We start from the raw sequence: 12,746 nt of genomic DNA on the forward strand, positions 1-12,746 counted from the left end.
ACGAAGGTCTTTCTATAGAAATTAAATGAAAACGAACAATCAAGATAGGAGTTGTGAAATTGGCTTTATTAAAAATAGTAGAATTTCCAAATGAAGTACTTGAAACACCTTGTGAAAAAGTGACGTCATTTGATAAAAATTTAGTAAAACTTTTAAATAATATGTATGAGACAATGTTGGCAGCAGATGGTGTTGGTTTAGCAGCCCCACAAGTTGGAATTCTGCAACAAGTAGCTGTTGTTGATGTTGAAGATGAGAATGGAAGAATTGATTTAATTAATCCAATCGTAATGGAAACTAAAGGCGAGCAAACTGATGTTGAAGGTTGTTTAAGTTTCCCTAACTTATATGGTGATGTAACAAGACCTAGCTATGCGAAAATTAAAGCACAAAATAAACGTGGAAAATATTTTATTATAGAAGCTCGTGGATTTTTAGCTCGTGCACTTTTACATGAAATTGATCATTTAAATGGAGTTTTATTCACTTCTAAAGTCTCGAAATACTATGAAGAAAGTGAATTAGAAGGGTAGGCAAAAAAATGACAAAGATTGTTTTTATGGGGACGCCAGATTTTTCTGTTCCTATTTTAAGAAGATTAATCGAAGAAGGATATGATGTAGTTGGTGTAGTAACTCAGCCAGACCGCCCTGTTGGTCGAAAAAGAGTGCTAACTCCACCTCCAGTTAAAGTAGAGGCTTTAAAACATAATATCCCAGTTTTACAACCTGAAAAAATTAGACTTCCAGAAGAAACGGAAAAAGTGTTGGCTTTGAAACCAGATTTAATTGTAACTGCTGCTTTTGGACAAATTCTTCCTACAGATATTCTTGAAGCTCCTAAATTTGGTTGTATAAATGTACATGCATCATTGTTACCAGAATTACGAGGTGGAGCTCCAATACACTATTCGATCATTCAAGGTAAGAGTGAAACTGGTGTAACAATTATGTATATGGTTGAAAAGTTAGATGCTGGTGATATGTTAGCCAAAGTCGTTGTTCCAATTGAAGAAAAAGATCACGTTGGGACGCTACACGATAAATTAAGTATTGCGGGTGCGAATTTACTTTCAGAAACAATCCCACCGTTATTAAAAGGTGAAATTACTGCAGTGAAGCAAGATGAAAGTAAAGTAAGCTTTGCAAAAAATATTAAACGTGAAGAAGAACAAATTAATTGGTCAAAAACTGGTGAAGAGATTTATAATCACGTAAGAGGTTTACACCCTTGGCCAGTAGCTTATACTACATTAAACGGAGAAGTTTTAAAAGTTTGGTGGAGTGAAAAAGTAAATACGAATCAAAATTCTACACCAGGTGAAATAATTGATGTTTTAAATGATGGATTATTAGTGGCAACAGGAAATCATACTGCTATCAAAATTACTGATTTACAGCCTGCTGGTAAAAAGCGAATGGAAGCAAAGCAATACATTAATGGTGCAGGTTCGTTTATTGAACGTGGAATGAAGTTAGGAGAATAACATGAGTAAAAATGTACGAGAGATTGCCTTAGAGGCTCTTCTTTCAGTTTATAAAAATCAATCGTATAGTAATTTGTTAGTAAATAACTATATTCAAAAGAATGACTTATCTTCTGCTGATTCAGGACTATTAACAGAAATAATCTATGGAACAATCCAAAGAGATCAATTATTAGATTTTTATTTAGAACCATTCATTAAAAATCAGAAGAAATTAGAAGAATGGGTTTATATATTAATAAAACTTTCATTATATCAATTGCATTTTTTAGATCGTATACCACCTCACGCAGTTTTAAATGAGGCTGTTAATATTGCTAAAAAACGAGGACATAAAGGAATTGCTTCTTTAGTAAATGGGGTTTTAAGAAATATTCAAAGAAATGGTTTACGATCAATCGATGAAATAAAGGACCCAATCGAAAAGCTTTCAATTGTAACGAATCATCCAAACTGGTTAATTGAACAATGGGTAAAAGAATTCGGAGAAGAAGAAACGAGAAAAATTTGTGAAGAGAATATACTTCCACCGTTTCAAACTGCAAGAGTAAATACAATGAAAGCAACAAGAGAAGAAGTACTTAAAATGCTTGAAGATGAAGGAGTACAGGTCAAGGAAGGAAAACTGTCTCCATTTGCAATAGAAATCCAAAAAGGAAATGTTGCTTATACGAATGCATTTAAAGATGGTTTCCTTTCAATTCAAGATGAAAGCTCGATGTTAGTTGCACAAGCACTTGGAGTTGAAAAAGGTGAAGATATATTAGATACTTGTGCGGCACCTGGAGGGAAATCAACACATATTGCTGAGTTGTTAGGCGGTACTGGTTCAGTCACTTCATTAGATTTACACAAGCATAAAGTAAAGTTAATTAAAGAACAAGCTAATCGTTTAGGGTTAGATAATATAGAAACGAAAGCTCTAGATGCAAGAAAAGCACCTGAAGAGTTTGAAGGAAGATTATTTGACAAAGTATTAGTAGATGCTCCATGTTCTGGTTTAGGGGTTATTCGTCGTAAACCAGATATTTTATTAAAAAAGAATGCTACTGATGTAACAAATTTACAAAGAGTTCAGAAGTCTATTTTAGACGAAGCTTCAAAGTTAGTTAAGCCAGGTGGAACTTTAGTATATAGCACTTGTACAGTTGGACATGAAGAAAATATTGATGTGGTCGAAGCTTTTTTAGAAGAGCATCATGAATATGAATTAGATCACTCATTAATTGATCATGTTCCGGAAAAATTAAATGAAAATAAATCGGTTCAAAAAGGGTATGTACAACTACTACCACATTATTTTGGAACGGATGGATTTTTTATTGCAAGATTAAGGAAGAAGGTGTAACGTTGAAATTAGAAAATACTACAAATTCAGTCAAAATAGAAAAAACTCATAAACCCTCAATTTACTCGTTAAAAGTGAGTGATATAGAGGATTGGTTAAAGGCGCAAAAGCAGCAGGCTTTCCGTGCTAAGCAAATTTATAATTGGCTATACGTACAACGAGTTGAAAGCTTTGAAGAAATGCAAAATATTCCAAAAGATTTACGTATGTTACTTGAAGAGAATTTTACAATAACGACATTAAAAACATTAGTTAAACAAACCTCTTCAGATGGTACTATGAAATTTTTATTTGAATTACATGATGGATATTCGATTGAAACTGTTTTAATGAGACATAATTATGGCAATTCTGTATGTGTAACGACACAAGTAGGTTGTCGAATTGGATGTACTTTTTGTGCATCGACTCTTGGCGGTTTAAAACGAAATCTTGAAGCAGGTGAAATCGTTGCACAAGTTTTAGAAGTACAACGTGCTATTGATGAAGTTGAAGAACGAGTAAGCTCAATCGTAGTTATGGGTATAGGCGAACCATTTGATAACTATAATGGTTTAATGGATTTCTTAAGAATTGTTAATTCTGAAAAAGGCCTTAACATAGGTGCAAGACATATTACAGTATCAACAAGTGGAATCATTCCAAAAATCTATAACTTTGCAGATGAAGGTCTTCAAATTAATTTCGCGATTTCATTACATGCTCCTAACAGTGAGTTACGTTCTAAATTAATGCCAATTAATCGTGCATACAAATTACCGGATTTAATGGACGCTGTTCGTTACTATGTTGAAAAGACTGGTAGACGTGTAACGTTTGAATATGGATTATTCGGTGGTGAAAATGACCAAGTTGAGCATGCGGAAGAACTTTCTAAGTTACTTAAAGGAGTTAAATGTCATGTTAATTTAATTCCGGTTAACTATGTACCTGAAAGAGATTACGTAAGAACTCCTAAGGAACAAATTTTTGCATTTGAAAAAGTACTAAAAAACAATGGAGTTAATGTTACAATTCGTCGTGAACAAGGCCATGATATAGATGCAGCTTGTGGACAGTTGCGTGCAAAGGAGCGTAAAGAGGAGACGAGGTGAAACAATGCAAACTTTTTTTCAAACTGATACGGGGAAAGTTCGAGAGCATAATGAAGATAGCGTAGGTATATTTACGAACGATTCTGGAATCGTATTAGCTGTAGTTGCTGATGGAATGGGTGGCCATTTAGCGGGTGAGGTTGCCAGTATGATGGCCATCAATTTCCTTGAAGCAGAGTGGAAAAATACTAGTAATTTTGAAACACCGATCGAAGCCGAATCATGGCTAAAAAATATTGTAGCGCAATTAAATACAAACTTATTAGTTCATTCAGAGCAAAATGAAGAGTGCAAGGGTATGGGGACAACCCTTGAAGCGATTATTTGTACTCCTTTATTTTTTACGATTGCACATATAGGTGATAGTAGAAGTTATTTGAGGAATGATGAAGGGTTTAAGCAAATAACAGAAGATCATACTTTTGTAGCTGAACTAGTTAAATTTGGGCAAATTTCTATGGAGGATGCAGAAATTCATCCTCGTAAAAATGTTATTACGCGAGCACTTGGTACTGAGGAAACAGTTGATGTTGATATTAAAACTTTAACTTGGGAAGAAGATGATTTAATCATTTTATGTTCAGATGGTTTATCTAATAAAATATCAAATGAACTTTTTAATGAAAAATTAAATGAAAATCTACCAATCGATCTTCTCGGTAACCAGTTGATTTCACTTGCAAATGACTTTGGTGGAGAAGATAACATCACGCTTGCCATTATTAAGTTTGAGCCTAGAAATATAGAGAAAGGGTGATGATGAGCGTGATGATTGGTAGACGCCTAAACGACCGATATAAGATCTTAAAATTAATTGGTGTTGGCGGTATGGCAAACGTTTATTTAGCCCGTGATATGATATTAGATCGAGATGTAGCTGTAAAAATGTTAAAAGCTGATTTTTCGAACGACCCTGACTTCTTAAGAAGATTTCAACGTGAAGCCTATTCAGTTACTTCGCTATCTCATCCAAATATCGTAAGCTCATATGACGTTGGGGAAGAAGATGGATTACAGTATATCGTCATGGAATACGTTGAAGGTGAGACTTTAAAGGAGTATATTCAGCATCATACACCAATAAAGCCAAAAGAAGTATTGAGGATTATGGAACAATTAGCATCAGCATTAGCTCATGCGCATCATTTTCAAATAGTTCATAGAGATGTAAAACCGCAAAATATTTTAATCAATAAAGAAGGAAATGTAAAAATAACTGATTTTGGAATTGCAACAGCTTCGACAGCTGCAACAATTACACAAACAAATTCAGTACTTGGTTCTGTTCATTACCTTTCACCTGAACAAGCAAGAGGTGGAGTTGCGAATAAAAAGTCAGATATTTATTCTTTAGGAATTGTAATGTTTGAGCTTTTAACTGGAAAACTACCATTTTCGGGTGAGAGTGCAGTTGCAATCGCATTAAAACATTTACAAAGCGAAGTTCCACCACCAACAAAATTTAATCCAGAAATACCACAAAGCGTTGAAAATATCGTTTTAAAAGCTACTGCCAAAGATATTTTTTATCGATATGATACTGCAGATGAGATGAAGCTAGATTTACAAACTGCTTTAGATAGTGATCGTTTGAATGAAAAACGTTTTGTGATTCCTACAAATGATGATGAAACGAAGGTAATTCCGATCATAAAGGATATACCTGTATCAACTAATGATGATACTGTTGTCGTACCAACAAAGAAAAAATCAACTAAAGAAAAAGAACCGATTAAAAAAGAAACTGTCAAAAAAGAAACTGTCAAAAAAGAACCTGATAATCTAAAACGGAAGAAGAAGAATTCTTTTGCAAAGTTTATTATAGGTACTTTTATAGCACTTTTAATTGGTGGTTTATTAGCGATAACTTTGATTCCTGCGTTATTTTTGCCTGAAGACGTAGAAATTCCAGATGTTAAAGATATGACATACGAAAGTGCGGTTACGTTGCTTGCATCAAAAGGCTTAAAGATAAGCGATCCTAAAGAAATTTTTGATGATGAAGTTGATGAAGGTAAAGTAGTAAAAACTTCTCCTAATATTGGGGAAACTGTTAAAGAAAATTCATCGATAACGATTTATAAATCAAAAGGTAAAAAAAGTAACGAGATGGAAGATTTAAAAGGATTCCAATACAACACAGTAAAATCTAGATTACAAGACGATTATCGTTCTGTTACAACGCATTTTATCGAAAGTGATGAATCAGAAGGTGAAATAATCGACCAATCTCCAAATGTCGGAGCTGAAGTCGTTCCATCAGAAACAGATTTAAATGTATGGATTAGTAAAGGGGCATCTACGATCACTCTTCGTGACTTAAAAGGATGGTCTAGAAAAGATGTTGAAACCTATGCAGGTGACAATAACTTAAAGCTTAATGTAACGAAAGAAGATTCTGGAACAGTTGCTGAAAATCATGTTATTTCTCAATCTCCATCTGCTAACGTTGCAGTAAAAGAAGGGGATACATTAAATGTTGTTATTTCTTCTGGAAAACAAAAAGAAAAGACGAAAAAAGTAACAATTAATGTACAAGTACCATATACCCCAACAAATCCTAGTGCACCTCAGCTAATCGAGGTATTTATTAGGGATAAAAAAAATAATGGTGAAAAACCTGCAATTTCAAAATCGATCACCGAAACAACTACTATACCGGTAGAAGTGACAATTGATCCTGGACAAACTGCTTCCTATAAAATTGTTAAAGATGGTCAAGTTATTGCAGAAAGAGATGTACCTTATCCATCGAATTAAAGAGCTGTAGGAGTGAGTATATGCCAGAAGGCAAAATCATAAAAGCATTGAGTGGATTCTATTATGTCGAAACAGATGAGACAGTTGTTGCTTGTCGCGGTAGAGGAAATTTTCGTAATAAGAAAATAACACCTTTAGTTGGAGACGAAGTAGAATATCATATCGAAAAAAGTGGAGAAGGTTATCTACTTGAAATTAAAGAGCGAAAGAATGAACTTGTTCGACCTCCTGTTGCAAATGTTGATCAAGCAATATTAGTTTTTTCAGCCGTAGAGCCCGATTTTTCTCCAATATTATTAGATCGATTCCTTGTATTAATTGAGTTTAATGAAATTAAACCGTTAATTGTTATTACAAAGATCGATTTATGTTCTGAAACACAATTAAAATTAGTGTATGAATACGTTTCTTATTATCGCCAAATTGGATATGAAGTATGTTTAACTTCTTCAAAAACTGAGGAAGGATTAGAAAAAGTACTTCCACATTTGTCAAATAAAATATCTGTATTTGCAGGACAATCTGGCGTTGGTAAGTCAACTTTACTAAATGCGATTAATCCGGAGCTAGATTTAAAAACAGGTATTATTTCCTCTCATTTAGGACGAGGAAAACATACAACTAGACATGTTGAATTAATAAAAATTGGACAAGGGCTAGTTGCGGATACTCCTGGTTTTAGTTCATTGGACTTTATGGGAATCGAATCCGAAGATTTATCGTATTGTTTTGTGGAAATGCGTGAAAAAAGTCAAGATTGTAAATTTAGAGGTTGTACCCACTTAAAAGAACCAAAATGCGCTGTAAAAGCTGCGGTTGAAAGTGGGGAAATTTCTCCTAAACGATATGATCATTATGTATCATTCATAGAAGAAATAAGAGATAGAAAGCCGAGGTATTAATCATGGTTAAAATTGCACCATCAATCCTTTCAGCGAATTTCGCTAAACTTGGAGAAGAAATTTTAGATGTAGAACGTGGAGGAGCAGATTATATTCACGTTGATGTAATGGATGGTCATTTTGTTCCAAATATTACAATTGGCCCACTAATTGTAGAAGCAATTAGACCAGTGACGAAGCTCCCACTTGATGTACATTTAATGATTGAAAAACCTGATCAATACATAGAACAATTTGTAAAAGCTGGAGCGGACATTATTACTGTTCATGTTGAAGCGTGTACGCATTTGCACCGCACGATTCAAACGATTAAATCATTTGGTATTAAAGCAGGAGTTGTTCTTAATCCAGCGACTCCAGTTTCATCAATTGAACAGATTATAGATGATGTTGACATGGTCCTTTTAATGACAGTAAATCCAGGCTTTGGAGGACAGAAATTTATTCATTCAGTTGTTCCGAAAATTAAACAAGTTGATAATTTAATTAAAGAACGCAATTTAACAGTTGAAATCGAAATAGACGGTGGCGTTGACGAGCATACGGCTAAACTTTGTATAGAAGCGGGTGCTACCGTATTAGTAGCCGGTTCAGCAGTTTATAATAAGGAAGACAGAAAAGAAGCAATCGCGAAAATTAGAGGATAATGTAATCATCTAAAATTGCATGGAAAATCTAATTATGAAACAAAAAATGCAATCGACATTCGATTGCATTTTTTTTAAAGGTGGAAAAAAGTTGATTATACATATTGTAGGTGCAGGACCGAAATCGAATACAATAACTGAAATTACCCAAAAAGTCGAAAACCAAGTGCTGATTGGTGTAGATAATGGATCTCATTACTTAATAGAAGAAGGATTAATTCCAGAGGCAATATTCGGTGATTTTGATTCATTAAGCGATGAAAATTTAGAAAAGATAAAAAGACTTGTCCCAAATGTTTTTATTTACCCTCCTGAGAAAGATGAAACTGATTTAGAACTTGCTATTCAATGGGCAATTACAAAAAAACCAGAAAAGATATTCGTCCACTGTGTTACTGGAAAACGTTTAGATCATGAATTTGGCAGTATTACATTATTAATAAAATTTATGAATTCAGGTATTCCAATAAAAATCGTTGATGAATATAACGAAATATATGTCATTAAGGAAGGGACCCATTATATTAGTAAGCTACAACAATTTAAATACGTATCCTTTTTTTCATTAGGTGCTAAAGTAGAGAATTTAACTTTAAAGGGGTTTAAATATCCACTAACGAATCATTTATTAGAGATTGGATCATCCCTATGTGTAAGCAATGAACTGCTGGAGAGTGAAGGGTCTATTTCATTTAGCGAAGGCATAGCATTAGTAGTAAGGAGCAAAGATTAACAATTTCATGTCATAGTTTTCGCTCAACGCAAGTAGAATGTAATAGGATTAATCTTTTCCTTAAAAATGCTAGAAAGCTTGTAGGAGGGAAAGCATGAGATTTTATACGATTAAATTACCTAAATTTCTTGGCGGACTTGTTCGCGCCATGCTGAGTACATTTAAAAAAGACGCTTAACTTAGTTGGAGTAGGTTTTTTGGTTAAAAGGCAATAGGAGTCATAAAAAAAGTAAAAAAGCATAGCGGATTGCTATGCTTTTTAGTACGTTAATAAATTAAACGCGCTCAATTTTACCTGATTTTAATGCTCTCGCTGAAACGTAAACACGCTTTGGTTTACCGTTTACTAAAATACGAACTTTTTGAAGGTTAGCACCCCAAGTACGTTTTGAAGCATTCATAGCGTGAGAGCGACTGTTACCAGAACGAGACTTTCTTCCTGTGATTACACAAACACGAGCCATCTATTTCCCTCCTAACAAAAAACGGAATAACATTTCAATGATTATTTTCATTCAAACACTACTATAATTTATCATACCGCTTCGCTGAATGCAACAGTTATTGGTAAGTTGTTCAAGAAAAAAACCTTGACATCGAAATGTATGATATACTAAATATTAAAGAGGGACCTCCTAAGAAATTCATTAATAATTGTATTTTCTATAATTAACCATGAATATTATTGAAATGCTAATAATAGTAGTGAGTCAATAGAATTATTTTGGAAAAAGGTATACAATAATAAGTAAGTAGTATAACTAACTATACTTGGATTATCCAATAAGGGGGACCAAATTATGTCATTAGAAATGAAAACTCAATATGGAACAATCGAGATTGGAACAGATGTGATCGCTACAATTGCTGGTGGAGCTGCCGTTGATTGTTACGGTATTGTTGGAATGGCTTCTAAGAAACAAATTAAGGATGGTCTTACAGAAATCCTAAAAAAAGATAACTTTACAAAAGGTGTTATTGTTCGCCAAGTAGGCGAAGACGTTAATATCGATATGTACATAATTGTAAGCTATGGTACGAAGATTTCTGAAGTTGCTAATAACGTACAAAATAAAGTGAAGTATACTCTTGATCAAACATTAGGCTTGTCAGTTGACTCTGTTAATATTTTTGTTCAAGGTGTGAAAGTAGCAAACCTGTAAAGACGCATTAAGGAGGAGAATTTGTGTCGATAAAACGTATTGACGGTAAATTATTTGCAGATATGGTGATTCAAGGTGCAAATAACTTAACGAAAAATGTAAAATTTGTAGATTCATTAAATGTATTCCCGGTACCAGATGGTGATACTGGAACAAATATGAATCTTTCTATTACTTCTGGATCAAAGGAAGTAAAAGAAAAACCAAATAGTCATGTAGGGAAAGTTGGTCAAAGCTTTGCAAAAGGCTTACTGATGGGTGCGCGTGGTAATTCTGGTGTAATTCTTTCTCAATTATTTAGAGGTTTTTCTAAATCAATTGAAACAAAGGAAACAATTTCAACAACTGATTTTGCTCTAGCTTTAGAAGCAGGGGTAGAAACTGCTTATAAAGCTGTTATGAAGCCTATTGAAGGAACAATCTTAACAGTTGCAAGAGAAACTGCAAAAAAAGCAGTTGTCATAGCAAAAACACATGAAGAATTTATTCCTTTTCTTGAGGAAACAATTATTGAATCAAATGCATCATTAAACCGTACGCCAGACTTACTACCTGTGTTAAAACAAGTTGGTGTAGTCGATAGCGGAGGTCAAGGTTTAGTACTTGTCTATGAAGGATTCTTAGCATCATTAAAAGGTGAAGAAATTTCCCTAGAAGGTGCTGAGGCGGCTCTTTCACTTGAGGAACTAGTTGAAGCAGAACATCGTAATGTACAAAGTATGTTAAATACTGAAGACATTGTTTACGGATACTGTACTGAATTTATGGTGCGATTTGAAAAAGATAAAATAAAAAAACATCCTTTTGACATAGATACTTTCCGTAAAGAGTTAAGTTCATGGGGTGATTCTTTATTAGTAGTTGCTGATGATGAAATTGTAAAAGTTCATATTCACGCTGAGTACCCTGGGGAAGTATTTAATTTAGGTCAACGATTTGGAAGCTTTTTAAAACTAAAAGCTGAAAATATGCGCGAACAACATACTAACTTACTACATGAAGAGGTTTCAAATGAATCTCCTTCTAAAAATGAGTCTATACAATCTGCTGAAAAACAAGAATTTGGTATCGTTACGGTAGCTATGGGATCAGGGATTAAAGCATTATTTGAAAGTATTGGGGCAACTGTTGTAATTGAAGGCGGTCAAACAATGAATCCTAGTACAGAAGACATTGTAAAAGCGATTGAACAATGCAACGCAGAAAATGTTATTGTACTTCCTAACAACGGAAATATTGTGATGGCTGCCGAGCAAGCTGCATCTGTTGCAGAATGTAATGTAGCAGTTGTAACGTCTAAAACAGTACCTCAAGGAATGTCAGCATTATTAGCATTTAATCCTACAGGTTCATTAGATGAAAATAAATCAGGAATGCAAGATGCTTTAAAGACAGTAAAAACAGGTCAAATAACTTATGCGGTTCGAGATACTGAAATTGATGGTGTAGAAATAACAAAAGATCATTTCATGGGAATCCTTGAAAGTAAAATTGTTACTACAGATGCCAATCAATTAGAGGCTGCAAAAAAATTACTACAAGATATGATTGATGAAGATTCTGAAATATTAACAATCTTATATGGTCAAGATGTATCGGATGAAGAACTTTCAAAATTAGTCGAATTTGCCGAAGAGAGCTTTGATCACTTAGAAATTGAAGTTCATAACGGTAAACAGCCTATATATTCATATATTTTTTCGATTGAATAAGATATAATATAGCAAGATAAAAGAGGAAGTGGGATCACTTCTTCTTTTTTTTTTGTAATTTATTTAAAGACTAATGTAAAATAACATAGAACTCTGTAGAATTTCGTATTACACTATAAGATGGACATTGCTTTGTCCGTAATACCAAGTTTTTATATAAATATTTGTTCTAACAAAACAAAAACTAAATAAAATACGCTTTTACAATAACGTATTGGGGGAAACGTGATGAAATATAAAAGTGTTTTTGACATAATTGGTCCAATTATGATTGGTCCTTCTAGTTCACATACAGCGGGAGCGGCAAAAATTGGTCGTGTAGCAAGAAATCTTTATGGAAAAGAACCAAAGAAGATTTTGATTTCATTGTATGGTTCATTTGCTAAGACATATCGTGGACATGGTACAGATGTTGCGCTTATTGGTGGATTATTAGATTTTGATACATTTGATGAGCGTATTCCAGAATCATTAAATATTGCACAAGAAAAAGGGATGTCAGTAGATTTCATTGAGGAAGATGCAGTAACAGAGCATCCAAATACAGTGAAAATTTCTATACTCGATGATGACCAACCATTTGAATTAGTTGGAATTTCAATCGGTGGTGGAAAAATTGAAATTATTGAGTTGAATGGATTTGAACTTAAACTTTCGGGTAATTACCCTGCAATCCTTGTTGTTCATAATGACCGTTTTGGTTCGATTGCTGGTGTAACAAATGTCCTTATGAAATATGCTGTAAATATTGGCCATATGGAAGTTTCACGTAAAGAGGTCGGACAAATTGCTTTGATGGCAATTGAGGTCGACCAAGATCTAGATAATAAAGTTATTAATGAAATTGAATCTTTACCACATATCATTCGTGTTACGAAAATGGTTGATTAAGGAGAGGGGG

14 protein-coding genes are annotated in these 12,746 nt (G+C 33.7%); 13 read left to right on the forward strand and 1 reads right to left on the reverse strand.

Annotated elements, in window-relative coordinates; translation table 11 throughout:
• The first annotated feature begins 59 nt into the window (after positions 1–59).
• From def to spoVM, 10 genes are all read left to right on the forward strand, one after another.
• The gene (gene def, locus AB1282_RS14045) at positions 60–533 is read left to right on the forward strand and encodes a peptide deformylase (RefSeq protein WP_056470946.1); all 474 of its coding nucleotides are present in this window, start codon (positions 60–62) and stop codon (positions 531–533) included.
• Positions 534–541: 8 nt separating this feature from the next.
• Positions 542–1,486, forward strand: a complete 945-nt coding sequence (gene fmt / locus AB1282_RS14050; protein WP_429899367.1) for a methionyl-tRNA formyltransferase — start codon at positions 542–544, stop codon at positions 1,484–1,486.
• A gap of 1 nt (position 1,487) precedes the next feature.
• On the forward strand, positions 1,488–2,834 hold the full coding sequence (gene rsmB, locus AB1282_RS14055; RefSeq protein WP_429899368.1) for a 16S rRNA (cytosine(967)-C(5))-methyltransferase RsmB: 1,347 nt from the start codon (positions 1,488–1,490) through the stop codon (positions 2,832–2,834).
• A gap of 35 nt (positions 2,835–2,869) precedes the next feature.
• Positions 2,870–3,928, forward strand: a complete 1,059-nt coding sequence (rlmN, locus tag AB1282_RS14060; protein ID WP_056471189.1) for a 23S rRNA (adenine(2503)-C(2))-methyltransferase RlmN — start codon at positions 2,870–2,872, stop codon at positions 3,926–3,928.
• Positions 3,929–3,932: 4 nt separating this feature from the next.
• Positions 3,933–4,685, forward strand: coding sequence for a Stp1/IreP family PP2C-type Ser/Thr phosphatase (locus AB1282_RS14065; RefSeq protein ID WP_056470937.1), 753 nt, complete (start codon positions 3,933–3,935; stop codon positions 4,683–4,685).
• 8 nt (positions 4,686–4,693) lie between these two features.
• Positions 4,694–6,688: a Stk1 family PASTA domain-containing Ser/Thr kinase gene (gene pknB, locus AB1282_RS14070; RefSeq protein WP_429899369.1), complete on the forward strand. Its 1,995-nt coding sequence runs from the start codon at positions 4,694–4,696 to the stop codon at positions 6,686–6,688.
• 20 nt (positions 6,689–6,708) lie between these two features.
• Complete coding sequence (rsgA, locus tag AB1282_RS14075) at positions 6,709–7,590, forward strand: ribosome small subunit-dependent GTPase A (protein ID WP_056470934.1); 882 nt, start codon at positions 6,709–6,711, stop codon at positions 7,588–7,590.
• A 2-nt stretch (positions 7,591–7,592) separates the two neighbouring features.
• Positions 7,593–8,237 (forward strand): ribulose-phosphate 3-epimerase, encoded by a 645-nt coding sequence (gene rpe, locus AB1282_RS14080; RefSeq protein ID WP_056470931.1) that lies wholly within the window; start codon positions 7,593–7,595, stop codon positions 8,235–8,237.
• A gap of 91 nt (positions 8,238–8,328) precedes the next feature.
• Positions 8,329–8,970 (forward strand): thiamine diphosphokinase, encoded by a 642-nt coding sequence (locus AB1282_RS14085; RefSeq protein ID WP_056471183.1) that lies wholly within the window; start codon positions 8,329–8,331, stop codon positions 8,968–8,970.
• Positions 8,971–9,064: 94 nt separating this feature from the next.
• On the forward strand, positions 9,065–9,148 hold the full coding sequence (gene spoVM / locus AB1282_RS14090) for a stage V sporulation protein SpoVM (protein ID WP_056470930.1): 84 nt from the start codon (positions 9,065–9,067) through the stop codon (positions 9,146–9,148).
• Between the two features lie 97 nt (positions 9,149–9,245).
• On the opposite strand, the gene rpmB is transcribed toward spoVM, so the two are convergent.
• Complete coding sequence (rpmB, locus tag AB1282_RS14095; protein ID WP_025568947.1) at positions 9,246–9,434, reverse strand: 50S ribosomal protein L28; 189 nt, start codon at positions 9,432–9,434, stop codon at positions 9,246–9,248.
• A 336-nt stretch (positions 9,435–9,770) separates the two neighbouring features.
• Between rpmB and AB1282_RS14100 the strand changes: the two genes are divergently transcribed.
• The 3 genes from AB1282_RS14100 (at position 9,771) to sdaAB (ending at position 12,736) form a co-directional block, all read left to right on the forward strand.
• Positions 9,771–10,133: an Asp23/Gls24 family envelope stress response protein gene (locus tag AB1282_RS14100; protein ID WP_025568946.1), complete on the forward strand. Its 363-nt coding sequence runs from the start codon at positions 9,771–9,773 to the stop codon at positions 10,131–10,133.
• 23 nt (positions 10,134–10,156) lie between these two features.
• Positions 10,157–11,845, forward strand: a complete 1,689-nt coding sequence (locus tag AB1282_RS14105) for a DAK2 domain-containing protein (RefSeq protein WP_429899370.1) — start codon at positions 10,157–10,159, stop codon at positions 11,843–11,845.
• Positions 11,846–12,073: 228 nt separating this feature from the next.
• Positions 12,074–12,736: an L-serine ammonia-lyase, iron-sulfur-dependent subunit beta gene (gene sdaAB / locus AB1282_RS14110; protein ID WP_056470924.1), complete on the forward strand. Its 663-nt coding sequence runs from the start codon at positions 12,074–12,076 to the stop codon at positions 12,734–12,736.
• Positions 12,737–12,746 lie beyond the last annotated feature (10 nt).

The sequence above is a fragment of the Gottfriedia sp. S16(2024) genome (assembly GCF_050473765.1).
Taxonomy (GTDB): Bacteria; Bacillota; Bacilli; order Bacillales; family Bacillaceae_G; genus Gottfriedia.